Below are 24,572 nucleotides of genomic sequence, written 5' to 3'. Positions count from 1 at the left end.
GCTTGGGTTTGTGGTTAACCGCTGCTTAACGCGCAAGGTTATTCAAGAAAGGCTCGCAATGGCGGCTTTGACCAGTGGAGTTTCCCCGTAGGTTAGAAGACCAGCGATCGCTATGCCGATACCGTAAGGGATTTTTTTTGCCACAAGCAGGGAATCGGGTACCGGAATTCCGGCCGCCATGATTTCGCGCGAGCGCGTTCGCAAAAGAAGGATACCGACCGTCAAGGCGCCGCCGATAAAGGTGACCGCGAGCAGAAACTCGATGACGGAGATATTGAAGCCGTACCAGACCGCTGCGGCGGTCAGGAGCTTCGCATCTCCCCCGCCCATGACATTGGCGGCAAAGAGCGCAAAACAGGCGAAGAAGACTGCTGCGCCGGCGGCCAGACTCAGGGTAAAAGTTTGCCAATCCATGCCGGAAAAAGGCGCGACGATCAAAAAGGAAAAGAGCAGGATAAGCGGTATCCTGTTTGGGATCGTCATGGTGAAGAGGTCGTTCAGCGCGGCGAAGCTGAGACAAAGAGGGAGAATGAGGAATATCGCCGCAACTGTCATGGTTTTAATACCTGTAACTAGAAACTATGTTGCCCCGCAATGACGGGGCAACACGATCAAATCCATTGTAACCTGGAGATTACGGCGTCGTATTCGACTTCACGTTCATGTAGCTGCCCAGGTTCGTGAACTGGGTGCTGAGGCTGGTACCCAGCGTCTTGGCGCCGCCGATGATGGCGACAGAAATGAGGGCAGCGATCAAACCGTATTCGATGGCGGTCGCGCCGGATTCGTCCTTGAGGAAACGAGCGAAAATCTTGGTCATAGGTCTCTCCTAACTCTTGTTTGGTTCAGCACGCCGACAACTGTTCTCCGTTGTTCGGTTGCGTTCAAACTACAGCCGAGCGATTTCCAACCGCTTAAAAAAAACGATTAACTCAAAGTAAATGGCAGGATGAGTTTCTCTTGGTAAATAAAGGTGAAAAGTATTTTGTGCGTTTTTATATTTGCTTATAAACAAATGTATTTTAAGCCTGATCGCTTTCCTCTTTCCTCGGAGTGTTGTTTCAGGGAAACGCATGTGTTCAGTTTTGAGGCAGCAGAGGAGGTGCGAAAATATCAACTTGTGACACATGGTTATCATCCGCGTCGCAGATTCCCGCCATTTAACGCTTCATTCACTAAAAATGCGCATTGTGAAATGCAATAACTGTGCTGATAGTGAGCAAGGGCCAAACGCGTGTCATCCGGAAAACTGGCGAAAATCATGGTCGGCTTGTCCGTCTTTCTGGGGACTGCGGCGCAGCCTGTTGTTGCCCAGGACGATATATTGCGCGTTTCAATGAATCACGCCCGCGTCCTTCGCCTCGATCGTCCCGTGAGCAAGGTTATCGTCGGCAATTCCAAGGTCGCCGATGCCACGGTTGCCGATGCCACCACGATTGTTCTGACGGGTCGCAGTTTCGGCACGACCAACCTTGTGCTTCTCGATGGCGAAGGCAATCCGATCGTGGATGAACGCATTCTCGTTTCCATCGATGAGGGTAATACGGTTCGCGTTTTCCGTCAGACGGAGCGAACCGTGCTGTCCTGTACGCCGAATTGCGAACAGCATTCGCAAAACAGCGGCGACAAGGACGCTCAGCCGTAACGCTGCAACCTCAATCATAGCTCTGAGGATAGCAGGCTTTCCGAAGAAAACGGAAGCCACCTGTTTCCAGCTTTTCTGAACGTAGAAAAGGCAAAAAAGCAACATGCTTCCCGGCGTTTGCCGGTCGGCTGTATGTTGCTATTTTTTGGCTAAGTATTTGATCTGGCTAAGATCAAAAATGGAATGGTGCCCAGAAGAGGACTCGAACCTCCACACCCTTGCGAGTACCAGCACCTGAAGCTGGCGCGTCTACCAATTCCGCCATCTGGGCGACGGAGAGCGATGTACGAGGGCAGCCGCCCGGTGTCAACAGGCTTTTTGAACTTTTATGACGATCATTGATTTTAAAGGGAAAAAACTTGGTTGGGGCTGTTGAAACATGTCGCCGGGTTAGGTGTCGAGCCCCTCATGCTTCGCTCTGTCCACATGACCGAGGTCGCGTTCCGGGTCGATGATGTCACGGATTCTCTGTTTCAGTTCTTTTGGGCCGGGAAAACCGCCATCGCGTTTGCGCTCCCATATGGTCGTGCCGTCCACGGTAATCTCGAACAGACCGCCGGTCGAGGGAACGAGGCTGACTGCGCCGACATCGGAAGCGAAGGTCTGCAGGATTTCCTGCGCCATCCAGCCGGCCCGAAGCAGCCAGTTGCATTGCGTGCAGTAGCGGATGGTTATGTGGGGTTTGGTCTCGGTCATCCTCACGTCTCCTTCATCGCCCGGCGGCAATAATGTTCACGATAATGTCAACTATAATACTCATGTTTTTACCGGGCGCATGCTTGTTCTTATCATGCGGCTTTGCGAACAGAGAAGCTGTCGAAGGCTGAAACGTGGAGATCCTATGGCCCAGTTCGAGAATAATCGTCAGCGTCTGTTCGTTCCGGCGGTCGCACCGCTTTATAATGCGACACACGATCTGGTGGAGACGATCCTGCGTGTTACGGCTGGACTTCTTCTCGTCACCCATGGGTTCGGAAAGATCGTCAATCCTTTTGGCGCAGTCGGCATGGTGGAAAGTCTCGGCTTTTATCCCGGCGTCTTCTGGTCGCCGCTACTTGCCGCCACGGAATTTTTCGGCGGAATTCTGGTCGCTATCGGCCTGTTCACACGGCCGGCCTCCTTCGCGGCCATGATCGTCCTCTTGGTGACGGTTTATTTTCACGGCATCGTAAAGGCGGAAGGTCTGGGCGGTGCGGAAAAATCGATCCTGTGGGCCGCGATTTTCCTGTTCTTCGCCGTTCGCGGCGGCAACCGACATTCGGCAGACGCCAAGCTGGCGCGTGAATTCTAAGGCTTATCGCGTCAGAATCCGCCTATTGTCACACGGACGATGCTGCGGCTCTTGAAAATCGATTTTTCTCGTGGTGAAGCTGGATTCGATCGGCACTTCTGGCCGGTCGAATCCATTGTCGTCTCCACGAGGTTTTATGCGCGTTGCAATCATAGAAAACATGGCGGGTACGCCGCATGGGCAACTCGGCGTAGCACTGAACGAAGCGGCGGCGGAAATCCATGTCATCCGCGCTTATGCGGGTGAGCCTCTCCCCACCGATGCCGCCGGTCATGATGCGCTTGTCGTTCTGGGCGGCGAACAGAACGCGCTTGACGATGCACTTTATCCCTATCTTGCCGATCTTGCCCATCTCATGAAAGCATTTGGCGATGCAGGCAAGGCGGTCATGGGCGTGTGCCTCGGCAGCCAGTTGCTGGCGCGCGCCTATGGGGGCGAGAACATTCTCTCCGGCCCGCCGGAATTCGGCTGGCAGGATGTTTCCCTGACGGAAGAGGGTGAGTCCGATCCGCTATTGGCCGGGCTTGGAAAGACATTCCCTATTTTTCAGTGGCATTGCGATACATTCACGCTCCCGCCGGACGCCACTCGGCTTGCGACCAATGGCGCCACACGAAACCAGGCCTTTCGCATTGGCCGGGCGGTCTATGGCACGCAATTCCATTTCGAGGCCTCCACTCCCGTGGTCGATGGCTGGTGTCAGGCCTTTCCCGCTTCCGTGGAAAGAATGTCGCCGGGCTGGCTGGAGGATTATCGTGACCATCGCGGCTTGCGGGCAGAAATGGCCGATGCAGCCGGGCTGGAAATTGCCCGGGCCTGGGTACGGCTCATCTAGCCCGGCGATTTTCCGTTGCGAAACTGATCGAGGCCGAACAAATTGCGGCTGACGAACCATCGTGTGCAAGGAGGCGCAGAGATCATGTACAAATTCGAGATCTATCAGGACAAGGCCGGCGAATATCGTTTCCGCTTCAAGGCATCTAACGGGGAAACCATGTTCTCGTCGGAAGGATACCAGGCGAAGGCATCGGCTGTTCATGCGATCGAATCGATCAAGAGAAATTCCCCCGGTGCCGACACTGTCGATCTGACCGCCATGACGGCCTGAGCCGCGCCGCCACGCGAGAATTCGAAGTGTTGCGCCTGCCAGAAATGACAGGCGTATCGACAGGTGCCGACGTAAAGATAAGATTCAGTCTTTTTTGATAATCTTCCGTTAGCATTTGTATTTCGAGGTCTCCGGGCGGCATCAGAGTGCCCCCGATTTGTTTTGCGTACGGGTTCTCATGCGTTCATCGGCTGTGCCAGCACTTTTCTTCGGTTGCCTCCTGCTTGGAGGCTGCACGTCCAGTTCCGGGCCGGAAAGCCTGATGGCCGGCCTGCCTTCGAAGGAAACGACGAGTTCGGTCACGCCATCCGCACCGGTGCCGCAGGCAGGCGTCGGCACCCAGGCGATCGCCGCCCAGCCAAGGCAGGAAGTTCTGGCGTGGGGAGGGCCGGTGCCGGACGAACCCAAGGCCTTTTCCGCCGTCACCCCCAAGGCGTCGTTAACGCAGAATGCACCTGAAATCCGTTTGCCGGTCCCGTCACAGGCGACTGGCATGGTGCGGCCGGCGGAGCGCCCCATGATCAACCAGATGGAGCGTCCGGTACAATTGGCCATGGCTGCGGCCCCGGCGGCGAGCGCCGGCGCGCAGATACGCTCGCGGATTTTTCGATCCAGCTTCAGCGATGCCAAGCCGATCAATTTCGGCAGGGTCCAGCCCCGTCATTTCCAGGTCCATGGGGTGGATGTATCCCGCTGGCAGGCCAATATAAACTGGCCGCAGCTACGCACGCGCGGCGCCAATTTCGCTTTCATCAAGGCGACGGATGGCGGTGATCATCTCGATCCGATGTTCCGCACCAACTGGCAGCGCGCGAAGGAAGCGGGCATTCGCCGTGGCGCCTACCACTTCTTTTATTGGTGCCGCAACGCCAGCGAACAGGCGGACTGGTTCATTCGCAATGTACCGCGCGATCCGGACGCGCTGCCGCCTGTCATCGACGTGGAATATAACGGCGAATCGAGCTGCAAGATGCGCCATTCCCGCGAACGCGTTCTGGAAAAGATGCGCGTCTTCATGGACAAGCTCGAGCGCCATTATGGTCAGCGGCCGATCATTTATACGGCGCCCGATTTTTACAAGGACAATCTCCAGGGCGAATTCCAGGATTATCCCTTCTGGCTGCGCGCCGTCGCGCAGCATCCGTCGGTGGTTTATCCCGGCCGCAAGTGGCTGTTCTGGCAATATTCCGGTTCGGGCCTGTCGCACGGTGTCGATGGCCGTATCGATCTCAATGTCTTCAACGGCAGCGAGGATGCATGGCATCGCTGGGTGGACCGCCGTTCGAGCTGACGATAGCAATCATCAGCGTGCGAATTTCCGTGCGCCTGCAACACAGAGCACCACCACAAGCGTAACGGCGATCATGGCCGGGCTCACCTCCTCATGCAGCAGGGTGGCGGCAAGCGCGAGCCCGAAAAAGGGCTGAAGCAATTGCAGCTGGCCCACGGCGGCGATGCCGCCAAGCGCCAGCCCGCGATACCAGAAGATGAAGCCGATCAGCATGCTGAACAGCGAGACATAGGCAAGGCCAGCCCAGGCCTGCGGGTCGATGCCGGCAAGCGTTTCCGGCCCGGTGAAGAAAGCAAGCGGCAACATGACCGGCAGGGAAAGAACCAGCGCCCAGGAAATGACCTGCCAGCCGCCCAGCTTGCGGGAAAGGGCAGCACCCTCCGCATAGCCAAGCCCGCAGACGATGATTGCGCCGAGCATTAGAAGGTCGCCGGCCAGTGAGGCCTCGATCCCGGCGGCGAATGAATTCGACAGGGAAAAACCCGCGACAAGCGCACTGCCCAGACAGGAAAAGAACCAGAACACCGGGCGCGGGCGTTCGCCGCCGCGCAGCACCGCGAAGATTGCCGTTGCGAGCGGCAATAGCCCCACAAAAACGATGGAATGCGCCGAGGTGACGTGCCGCAGGGCGAGCGCGGTCAATAGCGGGAAACCCACGACGACACCGAGCGAGACGATGAAAAGCGATGTCAGGTCATCGCGCGCCGGCCGCTTTTGCCTGAACAGAAACAGCAGCGCGAGCGCCAGCAGGCCGGCAATGCTGGCGCGGGCGACGGTCAGGAACACCGGATCGAAACCCGTTACCGCAATGCGTGTCGCGGGAAGGGAACCGCTGAATATCACCACCCCTGTCAGGCCGCTCAGCCAGCCGCTCGTCGTCTTGTCCATTGTCAACTCCTGCGTTTTGCCTTTCTTGATCCGGAATGGCTGGCAGGAACAGCGACAATCATATACAATTTCGAGAAACTGTTATGGTTTCATGAGCGGTACGGTTGGAGGGAAATGTGGACGGGCAGGTTGCTGCGGGCACGCGCATAGAAAAGGTGATGGCAAATGTGCGGCAACGCATTGCCTCGCGCAGCCTCGTGCCGGGCGCTCGCCTGCCGTCCGTCAGGGCGCTGGCAAAGACCATGCAGGTATCCACCTCCACCATCGTCGAGGCCTATGACCGGCTTGTGGCGGATGGTACGATAAGCTCGCGCCCCGGCTCCGGTTTTTTCGTTTCGGGTCCGCTCGCGCCCCTGTCGCTCGCCGATATCGAACCGCAGCTCGACAGGGCCGTGGATCCCTTGTGGGTCTCGCGGCAGGCGCTGGATGAAGGTTCCGTCCTCGCCAAGCCCGGTTGCGGCTGGCTTCCCGCATCGTGGATGCCGCAGGAGGCTTTGAGACGGGCCATGCGCGGGCTTGCCCGCGCCGACGCCGCCCTGCTGGCGGATTATGGCAGCCCGATGGGGCTGTTGCCGCTGCGCCAGCTTCTGTCGCGCAGGCTGGCTGAACACGGGATGCAGGCGGGTGCGCACCAGATCATGCTCACCGATTCCGGCACGCAGGCGATCGATCTTCTGTGCCGTTTCCTGCTGCAGCCGGGAGATACGGTGATTGTCGATGATCCCTGTTATTTCAATTTCCACGCCCTCTTGCGGGCGCATCGGGTGAAGATCGTCGGTGTTCCCTATACGCCGACCGGACCGGATCTGCTGCTTTTCGAGCAGGCGCTGAAAGACCATCAGCCGCGGCTTTATATCACCAATTCCGCAATCCATAATCCGACAGGTGCAAGGCTTTCCGCCGTTTCCGCCCATCGCCTGCTGATGCTCGCCGAACAGGCGGGGCTGACCATCATCGAGGATGATATTTTTGCCGATTTCGAAACCCAGGCTGCGCCCCGGCTGGCGGCCTTCGATGGTTTGAACCGGGTCGTCCAGATAGGCAGTTTTTCAAAAACACTGTCGGCCTCCGTGCGGTGCGGTTTCATTGCGGCCCCCCTGGCGTGGGTGGAGGCCCTGACCGATCTCAAGATCGCCACCACTTTTGGCGGAACGCATTTTTCGGCAGCGCTGATCCTCTCGCTTTTGACCGATGGCAGTTACCGCAAGCACGTGGAGGCGCTCAGGCAGCGTCTTGCGGCAGCGATGCCAGAGGTGGCGGCGCGTCTGAGGTCGGTCGGGTGTATGCCATGGATCGAACCGCAGGCGGGCATGTTCTTATGGTGCCGCCTGCCTGATGGGATCGATGCTGCCGATGTGGCGCGCCGGGCGCTTTCCCGGCAGGTGGTGCTGGCCCCCGGCAATGTGTTCAGCTCCTCGCAGAGCGCCTCCGGTTTCATGCGTTTCAACGTGTCGCAAATGGCAGGTCCGCAGGTCATGGCGGTGCTGGTGGATGCCCTTCAGCAAGGGGCGGAGCATCGTGGACTGTAGGCGTTCTGGAACGAATCGGAACAAAATCCCGTGAACGTCGTTTTCTCCGCAGAATGAAGAGGAGGAAACACCATGACATTCGATCCCAACAACCCGCGCCCGGACCGCGATCTTCGTCCGGAAGTGAATATCAGCAATGAACCGCGTGCCCGCACGTCGTCGTCCTGGGTGCCGTGGCTGGCGATCATCGTCGTCGTATTGGTGGGCGTTTTCGCATGGTCGCAGATGAGCGGCCCGACCACCGATCCGGCCACGACATCCTCCACCACGCCGCCCGCGGCAACGGATCAGGCACCGGCGCCCATGGCTCCGACCGCTCCGGCAACACCGCCTGCGAACAATACCGCACCGGCAAGCCCGAATACGGGCGGCACGCAGACCCAGCCGTAACGGGCTCCCTGATATGATAAAACCGCCTGCTTTCCGGCAGGCGGTTTTTCTTTGCGAGGGGTGGCGTTGTCCGCCCCCTTAAAGCTGCTCCATCGCGGAAGGGTGGTTGGAAACGCTGGACCAGCGGGTGATGGATTCTTGCGCCAGCGTCGAGAGTGCAATGCTTCCAAAGCGGGACAAGAGAATGCTTTCCGCCTCTTTCATGGCGTCGAAAAGCGCCGCATTGACGGCCTGTTCGATAACGCAGTTCGGATTGTCGCCCGCCAGCCCGATCGAGAACAGTTCCGGTGCGCCAAGCGCCCGGTAAATATCGAGCAGCGTGATTTCGCTGAGTGGCCGCGCCAGCACCCACCCGCCGCCATGGCCTTTTTCCGACGATACATAGCCGTGCTCGCGCAAGCCGGCCATCGTCCTGCGCACCACCACCGGGTTGGTCTGAAGCATTGCCGCGATGTTCTCGGATGTCGCCGCACCCTTATGATTTTCCATGTGGATCAGAATATGCAGCACCCGTGAAAGGCGCGTGTCGTGTCTCATTGCTCAAACCCGTCTGTTTGTATCGACGCTACCACTTTCAGGGTGATGTAACAATATAAGTTGCGTGACTATTGACTCCGAAAATCATGTAACAATATAAGTATCGTGAAATGAACGGGCACTTCCGCCTCCTTCCTGAAACGATGGGTGCATCATGAAATTCGACGTCATCATTATCGGCGGCAGCTATGCCGGCCTTTCAGCCGCCCTGCAGCTTGGACGCGCCAGAAAAAACATTCTGGTGGTGGACGCCGGTGAGCGGAGAAACCGCTTCGCCAGCCATTCGCACGGTTTTCTCGGGCAGGACGGCAGGGCGCCGGGTGAGATTATCGCCGAGGCGCGTCGCCAGATCGAACGTTATCCGACCATACAATGGGCCGGAGGCAGGGTGACCGATGCCGAAGGCTCATTTGGCGATTTCGTGATCGAGATCGATGGCAACCGCGATGAAACTGCGGACCGGCTCATTCTCGCCATGGGCGTCACCGATGAATTGCCTGCTGTTGCCGGGCTGAAAGACCGCTGGGGTTCTTCGGTCTTCCATTGCCCCTATTGCCATGGTTACGAGCTCAATCAGGGAAAGATCGGCGTTATCGCGGCTTCACCGTTCGCCATCCATCACGCGTTGATGCTTCCTGACTGGGGCGAGACGACCTTTTTCACAAACGGCATATTCGAGCCGGATGCGGACCAGCACGCACTGTTGTCAAAGCGCGGCGTGCGGGTGGAAAAAGACCGCATCCGGGAAATTACCGGGCATGCGGATGTCGTTCTGGCGGATGGACGCAGCATCGCATTGGCTGGCCTTTTCACCCAGCCGACATTGCGGATCGCCTCGAACTGGCTGGAAAAGCTTGGCTGCGCCGTGGAGGAAGGGCCTATGGGATCGACCATCGTGACTGACCCGATGAAACAGACCACCGCCCGCGGCATATTCGCCTGCGGTGATGTGGCAAGGCCCGCCGGCTCGGTCGCCCTTTCGGTGGGAGACGGCGCCATGGCGGGTGCTGCGGCTCACCGGTCGATCCTGTTTCCGGAAGCGATCTAGTGTGAAACGAGGTTCAGCCAGCGGCCGGGAGGCATGCCGAAGGCATTTTTGAAATGCCGGGTGAAATGTGCCTGATCCGCGAAACCGCAGGCAAATGCCGTTTCGACAAGGCTCGCACCCCCTCGCATCATGTCCTTGCATTTTTGCAGCCGCCGCATGATGAGATAACGATGCGGACTGGTGCCGAACAGGCAACGGAAGTGCCGGAAGAGCGTGAAGCGGTCGAGCCCGCTTATCTCTTCTAACTCCCGCGAACCGACGGTGTCGGCGCTGTTTTCCAGCAGATAGTCCCGGCACCGCAAAACGGCGGTACGGTCGATCCATTTGATGGGTCTGACGCTTCCGTTCGAATGTTTCCAGAGCAGATCCGAAAGCCGCGACTGCCAGTCGGTGAGAAGAAGATTATCCGGTTCGCCGTCGAGATTTCCGAGTGCCTCGGTCAGGCATTGGCGGAACTCTTCGTCCTCGATGACGGCACTTTGGGCAAAGGGCAGTGTGTTATATCCCGCTTCCGTCGTTTTCTCCGGCGGAAGGTAGAGCATGCGATAGTGCAGGCCTTCGTCTGTGCCTGCGCCGCCATCGTGAACTTCATCGGGATGCAGAACGATGACATTTCCCGGCATGCTGAAATGCGATGTGCCGCGATAGGAAAAGGTCTGGACGCCGGAAAGCGTGACGCCGAGTGCATAGGTGTCATGGCGATGCGGCGCATAGGCATTGCCGTGAAAGCGAGCGTCTATACGCTCTATGCCTTCGCTGGATGGCGCCTGGACAATCCCTTCGAATTTGCACGAACGTTCAAGATCGCCGACGCCCCGAGGCGCTAGAATCGCTTCTCTTTCGTAACCACAGCCAGATTGAGTTTGCATGTTTGATACCAAGATCGCCGTCATCCTTCGCGATGACCTTGCCGTGTGGCAAAAACTGAACGTTACCGCATTTCTCATGTCCGGCATCGTCGCCCAGACCAGAGAGATCATCGGCGAACCATACCGCGACGGGGCAGGCAACGTCTATAATCCCCTGTCCATCCAGCCGATTGTCGTCATGGCCACGGATCAGGAGGCGCTGCGCAAAATCCATCAGCGATCCCTCGAGCGCGACGTTACGACGTCGCTCTACATCGAGGAGATGTTCTCCACCGGGCACGATGTTGCCAACCGTCAGGTATTTTCGGAGTTTTCTCCTGATAATGCCAGGGTGGTCGGCATGGCGCTGAGGGCAGACAAGAAGATCGTCGACAAGATCACCAAGGGTGCGAAGTTGCACGCCTGAGGACGGGCCTTGAAACGCAAAAGGGAGGCTGCGGGCCTCCCTTCAATTGCGATGGCGCAGATTGCCGCTTACTCGTCGTTCATCTTCAGCGCAGCGATGAAGGCTTCCTGCGGAATTTCCACCTTGCCGAACTGGCGCATGCGCTTCTTGCCTTCCTTCTGCTTGTCCAGAAGCTTGCGCTTGCGCGTTGCGTCGCCGCCGTAGCACTTCGCTGTCACGTCCTTGCGCAGGGCGCGCACGGTTTCGCGGGCGATGACCTTGCCGCCAATGGCGGCCTGGATCGGAATCTGGAACATGTGCGGCGGAATGAGTTCCTTCAGCTTTTCGCACATGCCGCGCCCGCGCCGGTCCGCCGCCGAGCGGTGAACCAGCATGGAGAGCGCGTCGACAGGATCGCCATTGACGAGGATCGACATCTTGACCAGATCGCCTTCGCGATAGTCGATGATGTTGTAATCGAAGGAAGCGTAACCCTTGGAAATGGATTTCAGGCGGTCGTAGAAATCGAACACCACTTCGTTGAGCGGCAGTTCATAGGTGATCATTGCACGGTTGCCGACATAGGTCAGCTCCGTCTGCAGGCCGCGCCGGTCCTGACACAGTTTCAGGATGCCGCCGAGATATTCGTCCGGCGTCATGATGGTCGCCTTGATCCACGGCTCGCGGATTTCCTTGATCTTGACAACGTCGGGCATGTCGGCCGGGTTGTGAAGTTCCTTCTCCGTGCCATCGGTCAGCGTCATTTCATAGACAACCGAAGGTGCGGTGGCGACGAGATCGAGATTGAACTCGCGCTCGAGGCGCTCCTGAATGATTTCGAGATGCAGCAGGCCGAGGAAGCCGCAGCGGAAACCGAAGCCGAGGGCAGCAGACGATTCCATTTCGAAGGAAAAGGAAGCGTCGTTGAGGCGAAGCTTGCCGACAGCTGCGCGCAGATCTTCAAAGTCGGCCGCATCGACCGGGAAGAGGCCGCAGAACACCACCGGCTGCGCGGGCTTGAAGCCGGGCAGGGCCTGCGCCGTCGGGCGCTTGTCGTCGGTGATGGTATCGCCGACGCGCGTATCGGCAACTTCCTTGATCGAGGCGGTGATGAAGCCGATCTCGCCGGGGCCGAGGCTGTCGACATTGACCATCTTCGGGGTCAGCACGCCGACGCGCTCGATGCCGTATTTCGCGCCCGAACCCATCATGCGGATCTGCTGGCCCTTGCTCAGCACGCCGTCAATGACGCGCACCAGAACCATGACGCCGAGATAGGTGTCGTACCAGCTGTCGACCAGCAGCGCCTTCAGCGGACCGTTCTCGCCGACTTCGCTCTTCGGCGGCGGCAGACGGTTGACGATGGCTTCCAGCACATCGGGAATGCCAAGACCGGTCTTGGCCGAGATCATCACGGCGTCGGAGGCGTCGATGCCGATCACCTCTTCGATCTGTTCCTTGATGCGGTCGGGTTCGGCCGCAGGCAGGTCGATCTTGTTGAGCACCGTGACCAGCTCGTGATTATTGTCGATTGCCTGATAGACGTTGGCGAGCGTCTGGGCTTCTACGCCCTGCGATGCGTCCACGACGAGCAGCGAACCTTCACAGGCCGAAAGCGAGCGGGACACTTCGTAGGCAAAGTCGACGTGGCCGGGCGTGTCGATGAGGTTCAGCACATAGGTCTCGCCGTTATTCGCCTTGTAGTGCAGGCGCACCGTCTGGGCCTTGATGGTGATGCCGCGCTCGCGCTCGATATCCATCGAATCGAGAACCTGTTCCGACATGTCGCGTTCGGCAAGGCCGCCCGTCGACTGGATCAGCCGGTCGGCCAGCGTCGATTTGCCGTGATCGATGTGGGCAACGATCGAGAAGTTGCGGATATGGTCCAGGGGCGTGCGGGTCGAATTTGTGCTCATGTTCCGCGCTATAGCAGGGGCTTCTCATGCCGCAAAGCGGGAATTTGGTTAAAAGCCCTTTAAAATGGGCTTTTCAGGTCGCAAATTGCTCCGGCCAGTCGCGGCGGGTGGCGACCTGTCCCTCGGTGCGGAGCCTTGCAACGGCGGCAAGATCGACATCGGCGATCAGAAGCGTGCTTCGCACCACCGCATCGCTTTCGCTTTCCGCGATGATGCCGGATGCCGGCATGCCGTAGTCGGACGGCACGTAAAGCGCCGCGCGGCCGCGATTTTCATCGACGGCGGGAGACCATGGCGCCTCTCCTGCGGTCGGGGCGGAAAGAACGGCATATTGGTTTTCCAGCGCCCTGGCCTGTGCACCGATCCGTACCCGGTAAGCGCCGGCCAAAGTGTCGGTGCAACTCGGGGCGAGAACCATTTCCACACCAAGTTCTGCAAGCCTGCGGCCGAGCATCGGGAACTCGTTGTCGTAACAGATGAGGATGCCGAGCCTGCCGATACTCGTCTCGAAGGCCTTCAAACCCTCCACGCCGGCATGGATGTTCCATTGCTCCCGCTCGAAGCGGGTCATGATCTGCTTGTCCTGATAACCGATCAGGCCATCGGGGCCAAAGAGCCACGCCCGGTTGCGGAACTTGCCGTCCGGGTCCTTCACCGGCGCGCTGCCGGGCTGGAACAGAATCTGGTATTGCCGCGCCAGCTCTTCGCAAAGCTCCACCCAGGAGGGGATGAGCGGCTGTATCTCTTCGATGGAACGGTGCAGATCGGAGCGGGCATCGGCCGGCAATTGCCCGGTCAGCACCATGGCCGAATATTCCGGCAGCAGTAGCAGTTCCGCGCCCTTTTCCTTCGCCTCGCGCACAATGGCGGCAAGATGCGCGGCGTAGGCCTCCCATGTCTCGATCAGTTCGATGGCGTATTGGCTGGCGGCTAACCGGGTCATTCGTTTCCATCTCCGGCAATGGTCTTCATCCAGAAGGATAGCGATTTCGGGCTTTCGCTGCTCTCGTCGAGATCCTGCCATGTGAAGCTGGTGCGCAATTCGGGATGGTGGCGATAGCCGCGCTTTTCCCAGAAGGCATTAAGCGGCACGTAATCCACCGGCCTGCGCGGATGGTCGGTGGGCCGTTCGACCGCGCAGAAGGTGCAACGGTTAAAGCCGAGCCGCTTTGCATGCGCCTCCCGCTCCTCGAAGAAGCGCACTCCTATTCCGTGACCGCGATAGCCGGGCAAAAGGACACTTTCGCCGAAGTAAAATATCCGCTCGGGATCGTAACCCGCTTCGACGAACGGCATTTTTACCTCGTCGGTCTCCGCAGCCATCGGCATGCCGGTGGACATGCCAATCACGCTGCCGTCGTCGAGCGCCAGCACGAAGACGGCGCCGTCCGTATTGGCATAGGTCGCGAGATATTTCCGCTCATAGTCCAGCGAGCCGTCATAGAGATAGGGAAAGGCGCGAAACACCTCGATCCGCAGGCGCGCAAGGTCATCGAAATAGGGTGTGGCGCTGATGCCGGAAAGAGACTTGATTTCGACGGTCATGGGCATTTTCACTTTCGGTTGCACTGGTTATACCGTCATGGAAAACCCGCGCAAGCATTGAACGGAGAAGACGATGACCGCTGCCGAGACCATTCGCGCCTATTATGATGCCTTCAACCGTCAGGACATGGATGCCTTTCTGGCACTTCTTCACGATGAGGTGGTGCACGATATCAATCAGGGCGAGCGCCAGACCGGCAAGGCCGCCTTCGCCTCCTTCATGGATCATATGAACCGCTGCTATAGGGAAAACCTCACCGATATGGTGATCATGGCGAGCGAGGACGGTAAGCGTGCTTCCGCGGAATTCATCGTCAATGGCGAATATCTCAAGACCGATGAGGGATTGCCCGAGGCGAACGGTCAGACATATGTGCTGCCGGCTGGCGCCTTCTTTGACCTGAAGGACGGAAAAGTTAGCCGAGTAACTAACTACTATAATCTGAACGACTGGATTGCACAGGTTGGTGCCTGAGCCCTCCGGTTTCCCGCGATAAGTGGTAACCTGACATCGACAGTGGTTTCCACTATCGTGGATATTGACTCCATCATACGGGAATTCTAATCTCATATGATGGAAAACGAAGATCATGTTCTCGAACGCTCGATCGGCGAGCGGATCAAAACATTGCGGGCGGAAAACGGCCTGACGCTGGACAAACTAGCGTCCGAATCCGGCGTCAGCCGCGCCATGATTTCCCGCATAGAGCGTGGCGAGGCGAGCCCCACTGCCTCGCTGCTGGCCCGCATCTGTGCGGCACTTGGCCTGTCGCTCTCCGGCTTCTTCGCCGAAAAAGAAGAGGCTGTTTCCCCGCTGGTGAAAAAGCGCGACCAGCGGCTCTGGAAAGATCCCGAAACCGGCTATGTACGCCGCGCCATTTCCCCGCCGCGTGTGGGTTCCGATGTCGATATCGTCGAGGTGGAATTTCCGGCCGGCGCGCGCGTTGGTTTTCCGCCGCACGCGGCAAGCCGGGGGATGACGCAATATGTCTGGCTTTTCGAAGGTGTGCTGGAAATGACGAGCGGCGGAGAGATCCACCGGATGGAGCCTGGCGATTGCCTTTTCATGCCCGTGGGAGAAGGGCATGTCTTCCACAATCCTTCCGAAAAACCCGCCCGTTATGCCGTCGTGCTGGATCAAAGACAGCGCTGATTTCCCCAAAGGAGTTTTTATGGCCACCATCCGCGTGTTAAACCGGGAAGAGACGATCGAGGCCCTGCCTGAACTTTGCGAAGTCCTCGCCGCCTGCGTGAATGGCGGTGCATCCGTTGGTTTCATGTTGCCCTTTTCACCGCAGGATGCTGAGCCCTTCTGGCGATCCGTGGCGGAAACGGCCGGCGAGGGTGAGACCATTCATGTGGTGGCGGAAGTGGAGGGCAAGGTGGCGGGCACCGTGCAGGTCGGCCTTGCCTCGAAGCCCAATCAGCCGCATCGCGGCGATCTGATGAAACTCCTCGTGCACCCGTCCGCGCGAGGCCTCGGGCTTGCCCGCAAGCTCATGCAAAAGGTGGAGGAGGAGGCGGCAAAACGTGGCCGCACCCTCTTGGTTCTGGATACGGCCACGGGCAGCGATGCCGAGGCGATTTATCCTCGCCTCGGCTGGGAGCGGGTCGGCATTATTCCCGACTATGCCCTGTTTCCGGATGGGCGCTTTTGCGGCACGACCCTGTTCTACAAGCGGATCGGCTAGGCTTTTCAGGCTGCCATCCTACTGACCCGGCTTCAGCGTATGGTCGAAGGCGGCAACGATCATCGTCTCCAATTGTGCGTGAATATCGGCGCGGTCCCGTGGTCCTGCCGGTTCGCAGATCGGATCGCGCTCGCCGATGGATTTGAGGAACGCATCGGCATCCGGTTTGCAAAGCGGCAGGAAGCTGAAATGATTGGCCTCGTCCACCTGCTGATAGGTCGCGCCGGGCACTTCCTCCGCAAGTTTATCCGCAAGCACGGCCGGCGGAATTTTGCCCTTGCTGCCGAGATTGATGAAGGTCAGCGGAATATCGATCTCTTTCAGGCTCTCCGGTTTGAAAGCGAGCGCCAGACCGGGATCGACCAGCACGGCGGAGCGGATGCGGGGATCGCGGTTCTGCTGCTCGAAACGGGCCTTGTCGAGGGTTTCGAGATCAAGCTTCGGCACGCTGACCGGCTCGCCATTGAGATAACCGCGGCCGCCGGCAAACCATTGGCAATCCATCATCGTGGCATAGTCTTCGCAATAACGCGCATAGGCATCGAGATCGGCGCCCGCGCCCGCAATCTCCATCGCCGCGCTGCCGCCCAGCGAAAAGCCGAGAACGCCGATCCTCTTCGCATCAATTGCACTCGACCATTTGCCTTGTGCTGTCAGGACCGTCATGATCGTGGAAAGATCGTCCGTCCGTTCCCAGATTTTCGGTGTGTCGGCCGGTGTGGAGTCGCCGCTGGTCGTGCCGGGGTGGTTGGCTCCGGCGACAATGAAACCTTCGCTCGCAAGTTTCGCGGCGATCCATGCCATACCGGACACTCTTGAACCCGAACCGTGGGACAGAAGCACGAGCGGCAGACGAGCCGGCTTCAGGGCAGCATCCTTGAGCACGGGCGTGCCTTTAAAAATCCGGTCCTCGCCGGAAAGCGTCTGCACGCCGTTGCCATCAGAAGGATACCAGATGGTGACGGCAAGGTCCTTGCCGCGTGTGGGTGAATGGATGGTGGTTTCGCTGAGGCCGACGGCCTCGCCTGCAAAAACCGGTTGGGTGACGAGGGCGGAAAACAGTAGGGTCGCGATGGTGGTGACAGGGCGCATGAAAACCTCGTGCGGTTGGAAAGAACGGGGTTCAATCTGCGCCACCGCATATTTTTCGCGTCCTTGATCGCGTTAGAGGTCGTCCCGAAACGCGATCTGGTCCATGAATTGGCAATATAAGCCGTTGTTCCGGGGATATTCATTCGTGCTGTTCATTCCGCTGCCTTTCGTCGTGGCGCTTTTGCTGGTTGTCATGTTCATCGTTTTCCTTCGAAGCGGAGACGATGTGCGGACCAACAGGGCCTTTCTGGTGGCTATCGCCCTTTGCGCCGTGCAATCCGTCCTTGTTGGCCTGCGCTGGGGATATGGCATCAGCGAAACGCGTTATATTCTGCCGATCCTCGCCGCCTGCCTGCCGCCTCTCGTCTACATCGCCTTTCGCGGGTTGATGGGAGTGGGCGCGGAGAGCAGGAGAGCGATGTTCGCCAGCCTGGTTCTGTCGCCGCTTTTGATTGTCGTTCTGGAATTTGCGTTCCCGACCGGCATCGATCTTGCGCTGATCGTCATCTTCGTCGGGCACGCCATCGCCCTGCTTCTTCTGGGACGAAAGGGGCCGGATGGGCTGGACGAGGCGCAATTCGCCAGCGTTGCCTCGGCACACCGGGCGCTGATCATCGCTGCCATTGCTTTGTGTGTTTCCGCCCTGTTCGATCTTCTGGTGTTTTTCGATTTCGAATGGGCGCAGGGGCAGAACGTTGCTGCGCTCGTCAGCAATGCCAATCTTCTCGGGCTGTTGTTGATTGGCCTCATGGCCGCTTTGGCCGGCAAGAGCAAAGCGCCACAAACAGCCGTAGAATCTATCGCGGAATTGCCGCCGCCCGAACCATCGGAGCAGGACCGGGACATCGTCGCAAGGATCGATCAGCTGATGGAAACCCAGGCGCTTTACCGCGACGAGAACCTCAACCTGTCGCGGCTTGCAAGACGCCTCGGCCTGCCGAGCCGGCAGATATCAGGCGCGATCAATCGCTCGCTCGGCGTCAATGTCTCGCAATATGTCAACCAGCTGCGCATCCGCGAAGCCTGCCGGCTGCTTGAGGAGACGGAGCAATCGGTGACGGCAATCATGCTGTCCTCGGGCTTTCAGACCAAGTCCAATTTTAACCGCGAATTTCGCCGCGTCACCGGCATGAGCCCGGTCGACTGGCGGGAGCGTGAAGTGTGGAAGCTGGTCTCGCCAAACAAAACGGCCACCCGGAAAATGCCGGATGACCGTCTGAAGATCGTCGGAAAGTGATGGGGATCAGAGCGTGCCGTTGCGCTGCTGGATCATCATGTAGGTGTCATAGGTATATTCGGCAATCTGCGCCCAGAGATAGGCGTCCTTCTTGAAGGCTTGCTGGCTTTCGTAGATTTTCTTGAAGTTTTCGTTCTTGGCCGAAATCTCCGCATAGGTGTCCTGCGCCGCCTTGTGGCAGACATCGAGGATTTCCTGGCTGAAGGGGCGCAGGATAGCGCCCTGCGCCACGAGTTCCTTCAGGGCCTTCGGGTTGCGCGCATCGTAACGTTCCAGCATGCTGGCGCTGCCGGCGGCGCAGGCATCCTTCAGGATGCGCTTGTAGTTCTCGGGCAGCGCGTTGAACTTCTGCAGGTTCACGAAGGCATGCACGGCCGGGCCGCCTTCCCACCATGCCGGGTAGTAGTAATATTTCGCGACCTTGTAGAAGCCGAGCTTCTGGTCGTCATAGGGACCGACGAATTCGGTCGCGTCGATCGTGCCCTTTTCCAGCGCGGCATAAACGTCACCGCCGGCGATCTGCTGCGGTGTCACGCCGACCTTCTGCATCACTTGGCCGGTGAGGCCGGCAATGCGCATCTTCAGGCCCTTCAGGTCGTCGATGGTGTTGATTTCCTTGCGGAACCAGCCGCCCATCTGGGCACCGGTATTGCCGAGCAGGATCGAGTAGATATTGTGCTGGGCAAGGAATTCATTGAGCAGTTCGTTGCCGCCGGCCTGGTTGAACCAGGCATTCGTCTGGCGCGCGTTGAGGCCGAAGGGAACCGAGGTTCCGAGCGCGAAGGTCGGATCCTTGCCGACGTAATAATAGGAGCAGGTATGCGCCATCTCGACGGTTCCGGCTGTCACCGCATCCGCTGCCTGCAGCGCCGGCACGATTTCGCCGCCGGCGAAGTGCTGAATGACGAAGTTGCCGCCGGAGGCTTCCTTGACATGATCGGCGACGATCTGGCCCGCGCCGAACAAAATGTCGAGACCCTTGGTGAAGGACGACGTCATGCGCCAGGTGATCTTGGGGTTTTCCTGCGCAATCGCCGGAGCGGCAAGCGCCGTTGCGGTAACACCGGCGCCAACGGCGCCCGCCTTGCGAATAAATGATCTGCGATCCATGTCGATAAGCCCTGATATGTCTGCATATGACGGGCGAACCGCACGGTACGCCTCCCGAGGGCTACTAACCATTTATCCCGGCGGCCATCAAGAGGGAATGTTCGAAACTTGCGTGATCGTCCGTGATGCTTGGCGATTGTTGCTTCGTCCCGTCTTGTTCACGTCACTTGCTGCGCATCAACGCCGGGTCGTCCATTGCGGGATTATAAAACAGCGAAAGCGTCAGGCTTCTGGCGATGCGTTCCGCCGTTTCCATGAACCAGTCATGAGCCTCCCTGCTCGGCGCTATATCGTCAAGCGTGGCGGAAAAAAGCGCGAGCCATTGCGGGAAAAGCTCCGCCGACATGCCCTTTACACCGAGATGCGCCTGCACAGGCTTGCCGCCATAACCACCATTCTTGAACGCCACAGCCGCCCAGAACTGTTTCATCCTGGCCATATGCTCCGGCCAGCGCCCGGCAAGCCGCGCATCAAAAACCGGGCCGAGCGTGGGGTGTTCGAGAACGCGGCCGTAGAATGTTTCCACCAGAAGGTCGATGAAACCGGCATCGACGCCAATCTCCGCCATGGCTTTTTCCGCCCGGTCCTGAATGTCCGCGCTATGGGCGGCCCTGGCCGCAATGTCATCCTGCATGGTGTTTCCTTTTCTGCGAATTTACCCCGCGACGACGTGGCCCGCAATGCGACCCTTTGCCATATTAGAATTATTCTAAGATGTCTTGATCCTGACACGGCGCAGATGTATTTAGAATTATTCTAAAAAGGTTTCAGCCATGTTCCGCAGTCTTTTTTCCCTGTCCAAACGTCCTTTTTCCTCCCTCGGTGAGCAGGAAATCCTCGCGCTCGCCATTTCGTCCGAAGAGGACGATTCCCGCATCTATCGCTCCTATGCCGATCATCTGCGCGCGCAATATCCACAATCTGCAAAAGTCTTCGACGATATGGCTGATGTCGAGCAGCAGCATCGAAATATCCTGATCGACATGCATCGCCGCCGTTTCGGAGAGACGATCCCGCTGATCCGCCGCGAACATGTGCGTGGTTTTTACGAGCGCACCCCGGACTGGCTGGTGAAGAACCTGTCGCTCGAAAAAATCCGCGCCCAGGCCGAATTGATGGAAGCGCAGGCGATCCGTTTTTACGATGAGGCCGTCAAGCGCACCAGCGATGCCTCGACGCGCAAGCTGCTGGGCGATCTGGCCGAAGCGGAGCGGGGTCACGAAGAGATCGCGCAAATGCTGGAAGAAAAACATCTCGATGAAGATGGCAGGACCGAAGAGGCGGAAACCGCAAGGCGGCAATTTCTTCTGACCTATGTGCAGCCCGGTCTTGCCGGTCTGATGGATGGCTCCGTCTCGACGCTCGCCCCCATCTTTGCGGCCGCCTTCGCAACACAGGATACCTGGCAGACTTTCCTCATCGGCCTTTCGGCATCCGTCGGCGCGGGTATTTCCATGGGTTTCACCGAGGCCGCCCATGATGACGGCAAGCTTTCGGGCCGGGGTTCTCCGGTAAAGCGGGGCCTGGCCTCGGGTATCATGACGGCGATAGGCGGTCTTGGCCACGCCTTGCCCTATCTCATTCCGCATTTCTGGACAGCAACGGCGATTGCCGCCGTCGTCGTCTTCGTGGAACTCTGGGCCATCGCCTTCATTCAGAACCGTTTCATGGAAACGCCGTTCCTGCGCGCCGTGTTTCAGGTGGTCCTGGGCGGCTCACTGGTGCTCGCGGCCGGCATTATCATTGGTAACGGGTGAAAAAAGAAAGAGCCCGCAATAGCGGGCCCTTGATTTATCAGACGTGGAACTAAGCGTCAGCGCAATGCACCAACCAGAACGTCACGGCCATCTTCGATGGAGACCCAACGGCCCGTATTGAAGGACGCCTGCCGCTTCAGATAGGTATAGTTGGTGTCGGTCCAGAGCTTCACGTCATCAGTGAGATTGTCGAGAATATAATCGCCGTCGGTGGTGCGAAGCGTCAGCACGGCATGGCCCTCGCCATCCGGCTTGCGCACGACGGTGATCAGCAGATCGGCCACGGAGAAGCCACGCTCAACCAGCTTCTTGCGCTTCAGCAGCACGAAATCTTCGCAATCGCCGGCAGTCGTCGGATATTCCCAGACTTCGTCCTTGCCGTAGATTTCCTGGTCGGTCATCGCCACGATGGTGGTGTTGACGGACGTATTGACCTCGCGAATGACACTCCAGCCATAGTCGGTGACACGCGGCGGCGGCGTCGTTTTGCTGCGAATATTGCACTCGTCCGCATATTTCTGACAGAACTCATAATGGCCGATCGGCTGGGATGTAATCCCGCCCGTCACCATGGAAGGGCTTCCCTTGGTTTCCGCCATGGCGGAGGCAGCAGTCATTAGCCCGGCGGCAACTGCAGACAGCAGCGCACGCGCCAGCGGTGCGTTCATCATGAAACCCGTCCCTTAATTCTTAACGAAAAGTTAAGAGGGATAGGGGGCTTGAGTCAATCGCTAGCAATCGGCGGCGCGCAAGACTCGTCGAATATGGTTAAGAGCGTTGCGCAAATGCCTATGTTGCAAGGGCTTTGACCGCGGCGAGCATGCGCTCGATATCCTGCGGCCGGGAAAGCCGATGGTCGCCATCGCGGATCAGCGTCAGCACGACGTCATCGGACGGAAGATGTTCGAGAAGCTTCAGCGCATGCTGATAGGGAACATCGGGGTCGCGCATGCCCTGCAGGATGTGGACGGGGCAACCGGTGGTGATGATACCCTGCAGCACGCGGTTCTGCTTCCCGTCCTCCATCAGCGCGCGGGTGAAGATGTTGGGCTCGGGGCTATATTCCGAATGTTCCTCGAAGTAACCCTTTTCCGCGAGAGAGGTTTTTTCCGCAGCCGAAAGGCTGGGCTCTATCAGTTCCTGCGTGAAATCCGGCGCTGGCGCAATGAGGACCAGACCGGCGACGGACGGCGCACCCCCCGCCTTGCGCAGCTCCTCGACCATGCGTAGGGCAATCCACCCGCCCATGGAGGAGCCGATGAGAACGACACGCGACGGCGCTTTTGCGCGCACCACGGCAAGCGCCTCTTCCAGCCAGCGCGAGATCGTGCCGTTCTTGAAGTCGCCGCCGGAGGCGCCATGGCCGGAATAGTCGAGCCGCAGGCAGGCAAGGCCGTTTTCTGCCGCGAAGCGATCGAGTTCAACCGCCTTGGTTCCGGTCATGTCGGAGCGATAGCCTCCAAGCCATACCAGCATCGGCGTATTCTCGTTGGAAATCGCCGGGCGATGGAGGAAAGCGATGTCGCGGGTGTCGTTGTCGGGGCCTACACGCAGGAATTCAGCAGCTTGTTCGGTCATGTATATGCAATTCTCCTGATTTTGGTGCAACAACGGCGGCGTATTTGCAAAAACCGTGACAACAGGTGATCTTTTCGGGCAGATATGCTATTGACTTCGCCACGGCAATAACGACATTTCCGCCGCTTGTACCAAACAAGCTGTTTTTTGCTGACGTGATCCAGAAACAGATCAGGAGAATACGACCATTCGCAGACCTTTCAAAGCCGATGCCCCCGTCAAGGAGGGGCCGCGCTCCAACCGGGAAATTCGGGTTCCCAGAGTTCAGCTTATTGATGAAGAGGGCCAGAACCTCGGTAGCATGCCGACGGATCAGGCTTTGAAACTGGCGGAGGAGGCCGGTCTCGATCTCGTTGAGATTTCGCCGAACGCTGAACCGCCGGTGTGCAAGATCCTCGATCTCGGCAAGCTGAAGTACTCGACCCAGAAAAAGGCCGCTGAAGCGCGCAAGAAACAGAAGATCGTCGAAGTTAAAGAAATCAAGATGCGCCCCAACATCGACACGCATGACTATGACGTGAAGATGAAGGCAATGGGCCGTTTCTTTGATGATGGCGACAAGGTGAAGGTAACGCTGAAGTTCCGCGGCCGCGAAATGGCCCACCAGGAACTCGGCATGAAGCTTCTCCTTCAGGTGAAGGAAGACACCCAGGCGATTGCCAAGGTGGAGGCCGAGCCGAAGCTGGAAGGCCGTCAGATGATGATGGTTCTCGCCCCGAAATAATTTGCGCCGGCCTTTACGGCCGCATAATCACCATCGCAAGGGGAAGTTTGCTTTCCCCGTTGCGCTTTTAGCCGACTGCGGTTATAAGCGCGCGTCCGAACGGTCCGGCAGGGCATGCCGTGGCCGTTCCTGAATAGCTTGAAATAGGCCTCGTCTGCCTGTTTCGATACAAAAACGGAGTAGCAAAATGCCCAAGATGAAGACGAAGTCCGCTGCAAAGAAGCGGTTCAAGATCACTGCGACCGGCAAGGTCGTTGCAGCCGCCGCCGGCAAGCGCCACGGCATGATCAAGCGTACCAACAAGTTCATTCGCGACGCGCGTGGAACCATGGTTCTCGCCGAAGCTGACGGCAAGAAAGTCGTCAAGAACTACCTGCCGAACGGTCTCTGAGACTTTTCCGCACATTTGGACACTTTAAGGAGATCATGACATGGCACGCGTAAAACGTGGCGTAACTTCCCGCGCCAAGCACACCAAGACACTCAAGGCAGCCAAGGGCTTCTACGGCCGCCGCAAGAACACCATCCGCGCAGCAAAGGCTGCCGTGGATCGTTCCAAGCAGTACGCTTACCGCGACCGCAAGGTCAACAAGCGCAACTTCCGCGCTCTGTGGATCCAGCGTATCAACGCTGCTGTTCGCGAATTCGGCCTGACCTACGGCCGCTTCATCGACGGCCTGAACAAGGCTGGCATCGAAGTCGACCGCAAGGTTCTGTCCGACATGGCTATCCATGAGCCGGCAGCATTCGGCGCGCTCGTCGAAGCAGCAAAGAAGGCGCTTGAGTACCTCAAGGATGCTGGTACGGCCAACGAGTTTGAAACCGCTGTAAAGTAATTACGGCGCGGACAATCTGTTGTTCATTTGAAACCCGCGCCGGTTCTCCGGCGCGGGTTTTCGTTTTTTGCAATTCAGGGCAGTTTCGGCAAAGGCGTGGAACGC

At 58.5% G+C, this 24,572-nt stretch carries 31 protein-coding genes and 1 tRNA gene; 17 read left to right on the top strand and 15 right to left on the bottom strand.

Annotated features, from left to right (window positions below; translation table 11 throughout):
- Positions 1 to 42: 42 nt before the first annotated feature.
- Together AC5YUO_RS06850 and AC5YUO_RS06845 are read right to left on the bottom strand one after the other, a co-directional pair.
- A complete protein-coding gene (locus AC5YUO_RS06850; protein WP_496154710.1) occupies positions 43 to 555 on the bottom strand; it encodes an A24 family peptidase in 513 nt (170 codons plus the stop codon).
- Between the two features lie 79 nt (positions 556 to 634).
- Positions 635 to 820, bottom strand: a complete 186-nt coding sequence (locus AC5YUO_RS06845) for a Flp family type IVb pilin (protein ID WP_496154709.1) — start codon at positions 818 to 820, stop codon at positions 635 to 637.
- A 441-nt stretch (positions 821 to 1,261) separates the two neighbouring features.
- On the opposite strand from AC5YUO_RS06845, the gene AC5YUO_RS06840 reads away from it, so the two are divergent.
- Positions 1,262 to 1,645 carry a pilus assembly protein N-terminal domain-containing protein gene (locus AC5YUO_RS06840; RefSeq protein WP_496154708.1) on the top strand — a complete coding sequence of 128 codons (384 nt, stop codon included), beginning with the start codon at positions 1,262 to 1,264 and terminating at the stop codon, positions 1,643 to 1,645.
- A 184-nt stretch (positions 1,646 to 1,829) separates the two neighbouring features.
- Here AC5YUO_RS06840 and AC5YUO_RS06835 read toward each other — a convergent pair.
- Both AC5YUO_RS06835 and AC5YUO_RS06830 read right to left on the bottom strand, forming a co-directional pair.
- Positions 1,830 to 1,916 (bottom strand) — tRNA-Leu (locus AC5YUO_RS06835).
- 119 nt (positions 1,917 to 2,035) lie between these two features.
- On the bottom strand, positions 2,036 to 2,341 hold the full coding sequence (locus AC5YUO_RS06830; RefSeq protein WP_496154707.1) for an Rdx family protein: 306 nt from the start codon (positions 2,339 to 2,341) through the stop codon (positions 2,036 to 2,038).
- A 145-nt stretch (positions 2,342 to 2,486) separates the two neighbouring features.
- Between AC5YUO_RS06830 and AC5YUO_RS06825 the strand changes: the two genes are divergently transcribed.
- From AC5YUO_RS06825 to AC5YUO_RS06810, 4 genes are all read left to right on the top strand, one after another.
- Positions 2,487 to 2,936 (top strand): DoxX family protein, encoded by a 450-nt coding sequence (locus AC5YUO_RS06825; protein ID WP_003524478.1) that lies wholly within the window; start codon positions 2,487 to 2,489, stop codon positions 2,934 to 2,936.
- Between the two features lie 136 nt (positions 2,937 to 3,072).
- On the top strand, positions 3,073 to 3,771 hold the full coding sequence (locus tag AC5YUO_RS06820; protein ID WP_496154706.1) for a type 1 glutamine amidotransferase: 699 nt from the start codon (positions 3,073 to 3,075) through the stop codon (positions 3,769 to 3,771).
- Between the two features lie 84 nt (positions 3,772 to 3,855).
- Positions 3,856 to 4,044: a YegP family protein gene (locus AC5YUO_RS06815; RefSeq protein ID WP_003524480.1), complete on the top strand. Its 189-nt coding sequence runs from the start codon at positions 3,856 to 3,858 to the stop codon at positions 4,042 to 4,044.
- 178 nt (positions 4,045 to 4,222) lie between these two features.
- A complete protein-coding gene (locus AC5YUO_RS06810; RefSeq protein WP_496154705.1) occupies positions 4,223 to 5,335 on the top strand; it encodes a glycoside hydrolase family 25 protein in 1,113 nt (370 codons plus the stop codon).
- Positions 5,336 to 5,347: 12 nt separating this feature from the next.
- On the opposite strand, the gene AC5YUO_RS06805 is transcribed toward AC5YUO_RS06810, so the two are convergent.
- The gene (locus AC5YUO_RS06805) at positions 5,348 to 6,223 is read right to left on the bottom strand and encodes a DMT family transporter (protein WP_496154704.1); all 876 of its coding nucleotides are present in this window, start codon (positions 6,221 to 6,223) and stop codon (positions 5,348 to 5,350) included.
- 116 nt (positions 6,224 to 6,339) lie between these two features.
- On the opposite strand from AC5YUO_RS06805, the gene AC5YUO_RS06800 reads away from it, so the two are divergent.
- Complete coding sequence (locus AC5YUO_RS06800; protein ID WP_496154703.1) at positions 6,340 to 7,752, top strand: aminotransferase-like domain-containing protein; 1,413 nt, start codon at positions 6,340 to 6,342, stop codon at positions 7,750 to 7,752.
- Between the two features lie 72 nt (positions 7,753 to 7,824).
- On the top strand, positions 7,825 to 8,142 hold the full coding sequence (locus tag AC5YUO_RS06795) for a hypothetical protein (RefSeq protein WP_003524488.1): 318 nt from the start codon (positions 7,825 to 7,827) through the stop codon (positions 8,140 to 8,142).
- 78 nt (positions 8,143 to 8,220) lie between these two features.
- Here the strand turns inward: AC5YUO_RS06795 and AC5YUO_RS06790 are convergent, their stop codons facing one another.
- The gene (locus AC5YUO_RS06790) at positions 8,221 to 8,679 is read right to left on the bottom strand and encodes an Rrf2 family transcriptional regulator (RefSeq protein ID WP_496154702.1); all 459 of its coding nucleotides are present in this window, start codon (positions 8,677 to 8,679) and stop codon (positions 8,221 to 8,223) included.
- A gap of 154 nt (positions 8,680 to 8,833) precedes the next feature.
- On the opposite strand from AC5YUO_RS06790, the gene AC5YUO_RS06785 reads away from it, so the two are divergent.
- A complete protein-coding gene (locus AC5YUO_RS06785) occupies positions 8,834 to 9,727 on the top strand; it encodes an NAD(P)/FAD-dependent oxidoreductase (RefSeq protein WP_496154701.1) in 894 nt (297 codons plus the stop codon).
- Here AC5YUO_RS06785 and AC5YUO_RS06780 read toward each other — a convergent pair.
- Positions 9,724 to 10,620 carry an AraC family transcriptional regulator gene (locus AC5YUO_RS06780; protein ID WP_496154700.1) on the bottom strand — a complete coding sequence of 299 codons (897 nt, stop codon included), beginning with the start codon at positions 10,618 to 10,620 and terminating at the stop codon, positions 9,724 to 9,726. The genes AC5YUO_RS06785 and AC5YUO_RS06780 overlap by 4 nt on opposite strands.
- Here AC5YUO_RS06780 and AC5YUO_RS06775 point away from each other — a divergent pair.
- Positions 10,595 to 11,002: a DUF2000 family protein gene (locus AC5YUO_RS06775; RefSeq protein ID WP_496154699.1), complete on the top strand. Its 408-nt coding sequence runs from the start codon at positions 10,595 to 10,597 to the stop codon at positions 11,000 to 11,002. The genes AC5YUO_RS06780 and AC5YUO_RS06775 overlap by 26 nt on opposite strands.
- A gap of 68 nt (positions 11,003 to 11,070) precedes the next feature.
- On the opposite strand, the gene lepA is transcribed toward AC5YUO_RS06775, so the two are convergent.
- From lepA to AC5YUO_RS06760, 3 genes are all read right to left on the bottom strand, one after another.
- Positions 11,071 to 12,897, bottom strand: coding sequence for a translation elongation factor 4 (lepA, locus tag AC5YUO_RS06770; RefSeq protein ID WP_020808457.1), 1,827 nt, complete (start codon positions 12,895 to 12,897; stop codon positions 11,071 to 11,073).
- A gap of 73 nt (positions 12,898 to 12,970) precedes the next feature.
- Positions 12,971 to 13,840: a carbon-nitrogen hydrolase family protein gene (locus AC5YUO_RS06765; RefSeq protein WP_496154698.1), complete on the bottom strand. Its 870-nt coding sequence runs from the start codon at positions 13,838 to 13,840 to the stop codon at positions 12,971 to 12,973.
- Positions 13,837 to 14,442, bottom strand: coding sequence for a GNAT family N-acetyltransferase (locus tag AC5YUO_RS06760; RefSeq protein WP_496154697.1), 606 nt, complete (start codon positions 14,440 to 14,442; stop codon positions 13,837 to 13,839). The genes AC5YUO_RS06765 and AC5YUO_RS06760 overlap by 4 nt, the downstream gene beginning before the upstream one ends.
- Positions 14,443 to 14,515: 73 nt before the next feature.
- Here AC5YUO_RS06760 and AC5YUO_RS06755 point away from each other — a divergent pair, with 73 nt between their 5' ends.
- From AC5YUO_RS06755 to AC5YUO_RS06745, 3 genes are all read left to right on the top strand, one after another.
- Complete coding sequence (locus AC5YUO_RS06755) at positions 14,516 to 14,917, top strand: ketosteroid isomerase-related protein (protein WP_496154696.1); 402 nt, start codon at positions 14,516 to 14,518, stop codon at positions 14,915 to 14,917.
- Between the two features lie 96 nt (positions 14,918 to 15,013).
- Positions 15,014 to 15,595 carry a helix-turn-helix domain-containing protein gene (locus tag AC5YUO_RS06750; RefSeq protein WP_496154695.1) on the top strand — a complete coding sequence of 194 codons (582 nt, stop codon included), beginning with the start codon at positions 15,014 to 15,016 and terminating at the stop codon, positions 15,593 to 15,595.
- A 19-nt stretch (positions 15,596 to 15,614) separates the two neighbouring features.
- Positions 15,615 to 16,133, top strand: a complete 519-nt coding sequence (locus AC5YUO_RS06745; RefSeq protein ID WP_496154694.1) for a GNAT family N-acetyltransferase — start codon at positions 15,615 to 15,617, stop codon at positions 16,131 to 16,133.
- Positions 16,134 to 16,151: 18 nt separating this feature from the next.
- Here AC5YUO_RS06745 and AC5YUO_RS06740 read toward each other — a convergent pair whose 3' ends face one another.
- Positions 16,152 to 17,225 carry an alpha/beta hydrolase family protein gene (locus AC5YUO_RS06740; protein WP_496154693.1) on the bottom strand — a complete coding sequence of 358 codons (1,074 nt, stop codon included), beginning with the start codon at positions 17,223 to 17,225 and terminating at the stop codon, positions 16,152 to 16,154.
- 145 nt (positions 17,226 to 17,370) lie between these two features.
- On the opposite strand from AC5YUO_RS06740, the gene AC5YUO_RS06735 reads away from it, so the two are divergent.
- Entirely contained in the window at positions 17,371 to 18,462 is a 1,092-nt protein-coding gene (locus AC5YUO_RS06735) for a helix-turn-helix transcriptional regulator (protein ID WP_496154692.1), read from the top strand.
- Between the two features lie 6 nt (positions 18,463 to 18,468).
- Here the strand turns inward: AC5YUO_RS06735 and AC5YUO_RS06730 are convergent, their stop codons facing one another.
- Together AC5YUO_RS06730 and AC5YUO_RS06725 are read right to left on the bottom strand one after the other, a co-directional pair.
- Positions 18,469 to 19,572: a TRAP transporter substrate-binding protein gene (locus AC5YUO_RS06730; protein ID WP_496154691.1), complete on the bottom strand. Its 1,104-nt coding sequence runs from the start codon at positions 19,570 to 19,572 to the stop codon at positions 18,469 to 18,471.
- Positions 19,573 to 19,735: 163 nt separating this feature from the next.
- Positions 19,736 to 20,206 (bottom strand): group III truncated hemoglobin, encoded by a 471-nt coding sequence (locus AC5YUO_RS06725; RefSeq protein WP_496154690.1) that lies wholly within the window; start codon positions 20,204 to 20,206, stop codon positions 19,736 to 19,738.
- 139 nt (positions 20,207 to 20,345) lie between these two features.
- On the opposite strand from AC5YUO_RS06725, the gene mbfA reads away from it, so the two are divergent.
- Complete coding sequence (gene mbfA / locus AC5YUO_RS06720; RefSeq protein WP_400816109.1) at positions 20,346 to 21,329, top strand: iron exporter MbfA; 984 nt, start codon at positions 20,346 to 20,348, stop codon at positions 21,327 to 21,329.
- Between the two features lie 56 nt (positions 21,330 to 21,385).
- Here the strand turns inward: mbfA and AC5YUO_RS06715 are convergent, their stop codons facing one another.
- Complete coding sequence (locus AC5YUO_RS06715) at positions 21,386 to 22,000, bottom strand: transglutaminase-like cysteine peptidase (protein WP_496154689.1); 615 nt, start codon at positions 21,998 to 22,000, stop codon at positions 21,386 to 21,388.
- Positions 22,001 to 22,118: 118 nt separating this feature from the next.
- Positions 22,119 to 22,907, bottom strand: a complete 789-nt coding sequence (locus AC5YUO_RS06710) for an alpha/beta hydrolase (protein ID WP_496154688.1) — start codon at positions 22,905 to 22,907, stop codon at positions 22,119 to 22,121.
- A 187-nt stretch (positions 22,908 to 23,094) separates the two neighbouring features.
- Here AC5YUO_RS06710 and infC point away from each other — a divergent pair, with 187 nt between their 5' ends.
- The 3 genes from infC to rplT all read left to right on the top strand — a co-directional run bounded on the left by infC (position 23,095) and on the right by rplT (position 24,467).
- Entirely contained in the window at positions 23,095 to 23,631 is a 537-nt protein-coding gene (gene infC, locus AC5YUO_RS06705) for a translation initiation factor IF-3 (RefSeq protein ID WP_078051391.1), read from the top strand.
- 187 nt (positions 23,632 to 23,818) lie between these two features.
- On the top strand, positions 23,819 to 24,022 hold the full coding sequence (gene rpmI / locus AC5YUO_RS06700; RefSeq protein ID WP_003493355.1) for a 50S ribosomal protein L35: 204 nt from the start codon (positions 23,819 to 23,821) through the stop codon (positions 24,020 to 24,022).
- 40 nt (positions 24,023 to 24,062) lie between these two features.
- Entirely contained in the window at positions 24,063 to 24,467 is a 405-nt protein-coding gene (gene rplT / locus AC5YUO_RS06695; protein WP_003493358.1) for a 50S ribosomal protein L20, read from the top strand.
- Positions 24,468 to 24,572: the final 105 nt, after the last annotated feature.

The sequence above is a fragment of the Agrobacterium sp. LEGMi-208b genome (assembly GCF_059511785.1).
Note: the sequence above shows the minus strand (reverse complement) of the source record. Positions and strands in the feature narration are given on the sequence as shown.

Bases quoted from the DNA above. Each gene is read 5' to 3' on its own strand.
- AC5YUO_RS06850 (WP_496154710.1), bottom strand. From the start codon at position 555: ATGACAGTTGCGGCGATATTCCTCATTCTCCCTCTTTGTCTCAGCTTC.
- AC5YUO_RS06845 (WP_496154709.1), bottom strand. From the start codon at position 820: ATGACCAAGATTTTCGCTCGTTTCCTCAAGGACGAATCCGGCGCGACC.
- AC5YUO_RS06840 (WP_496154708.1), top strand. From the start codon at position 1,262: ATGGTCGGCTTGTCCGTCTTTCTGGGGACTGCGGCGCAGCCTGTTGTT.
- AC5YUO_RS06830 (WP_496154707.1), bottom strand. From the start codon at position 2,341: ATGACCGAGACCAAACCCCACATAACCATCCGCTACTGCACGCAATGC.
- AC5YUO_RS06825 (WP_003524478.1), top strand. From the start codon at position 2,487: ATGGCCCAGTTCGAGAATAATCGTCAGCGTCTGTTCGTTCCGGCGGTC.
- AC5YUO_RS06820 (WP_496154706.1), top strand. From the start codon at position 3,073: ATGCGCGTTGCAATCATAGAAAACATGGCGGGTACGCCGCATGGGCAA.
- AC5YUO_RS06815 (WP_003524480.1), top strand. From the start codon at position 3,856: ATGTACAAATTCGAGATCTATCAGGACAAGGCCGGCGAATATCGTTTC.
- AC5YUO_RS06810 (WP_496154705.1), top strand. From the start codon at position 4,223: ATGCGTTCATCGGCTGTGCCAGCACTTTTCTTCGGTTGCCTCCTGCTT.
- AC5YUO_RS06805 (WP_496154704.1), bottom strand. From the start codon at position 6,223: ATGGACAAGACGACGAGCGGCTGGCTGAGCGGCCTGACAGGGGTGGTG.
- AC5YUO_RS06795 (WP_003524488.1), top strand. From the start codon at position 7,825: ATGACATTCGATCCCAACAACCCGCGCCCGGACCGCGATCTTCGTCCG.
- AC5YUO_RS06790 (WP_496154702.1), bottom strand. From the start codon at position 8,679: ATGAGACACGACACGCGCCTTTCACGGGTGCTGCATATTCTGATCCAC.
- AC5YUO_RS06785 (WP_496154701.1), top strand. From the start codon at position 8,834: ATGAAATTCGACGTCATCATTATCGGCGGCAGCTATGCCGGCCTTTCA.
- AC5YUO_RS06775 (WP_496154699.1), top strand. From the start codon at position 10,595: ATGTTTGATACCAAGATCGCCGTCATCCTTCGCGATGACCTTGCCGTG.
- AC5YUO_RS06780 (WP_496154700.1), bottom strand. From the start codon at position 10,620: ATGACGGCGATCTTGGTATCAAACATGCAAACTCAATCTGGCTGTGGT.
- lepA (WP_020808457.1), bottom strand. From the start codon at position 12,897: ATGAGCACAAATTCGACCCGCACGCCCCTGGACCATATCCGCAACTTC.
- AC5YUO_RS06765 (WP_496154698.1), bottom strand. From the start codon at position 13,840: ATGACCCGGTTAGCCGCCAGCCAATACGCCATCGAACTGATCGAGACA.
- AC5YUO_RS06760 (WP_496154697.1), bottom strand. From the start codon at position 14,442: ATGACCGTCGAAATCAAGTCTCTTTCCGGCATCAGCGCCACACCCTAT.
- AC5YUO_RS06755 (WP_496154696.1), top strand. From the start codon at position 14,516: ATGACCGCTGCCGAGACCATTCGCGCCTATTATGATGCCTTCAACCGT.
- AC5YUO_RS06750 (WP_496154695.1), top strand. From the start codon at position 15,014: ATGATGGAAAACGAAGATCATGTTCTCGAACGCTCGATCGGCGAGCGG.
- AC5YUO_RS06745 (WP_496154694.1), top strand. From the start codon at position 15,615: ATGGCCACCATCCGCGTGTTAAACCGGGAAGAGACGATCGAGGCCCTG.
- AC5YUO_RS06740 (WP_496154693.1), bottom strand. From the start codon at position 17,225: ATGCGCCCTGTCACCACCATCGCGACCCTACTGTTTTCCGCCCTCGTC.
- AC5YUO_RS06730 (WP_496154691.1), bottom strand. From the start codon at position 19,572: ATGGATCGCAGATCATTTATTCGCAAGGCGGGCGCCGTTGGCGCCGGT.
- AC5YUO_RS06725 (WP_496154690.1), bottom strand. From the start codon at position 20,206: ATGCAGGATGACATTGCGGCCAGGGCCGCCCATAGCGCGGACATTCAG.
- mbfA (WP_400816109.1), top strand. From the start codon at position 20,346: ATGTTCCGCAGTCTTTTTTCCCTGTCCAAACGTCCTTTTTCCTCCCTC.
- AC5YUO_RS06715 (WP_496154689.1), bottom strand. From the start codon at position 22,000: ATGATGAACGCACCGCTGGCGCGTGCGCTGCTGTCTGCAGTTGCCGCC.
- AC5YUO_RS06710 (WP_496154688.1), bottom strand. From the start codon at position 22,907: ATGACCGAACAAGCTGCTGAATTCCTGCGTGTAGGCCCCGACAACGAC.
- rpmI (WP_003493355.1), top strand. From the start codon at position 23,819: ATGCCCAAGATGAAGACGAAGTCCGCTGCAAAGAAGCGGTTCAAGATC.
- rplT (WP_003493358.1), top strand. From the start codon at position 24,063: ATGGCACGCGTAAAACGTGGCGTAACTTCCCGCGCCAAGCACACCAAG.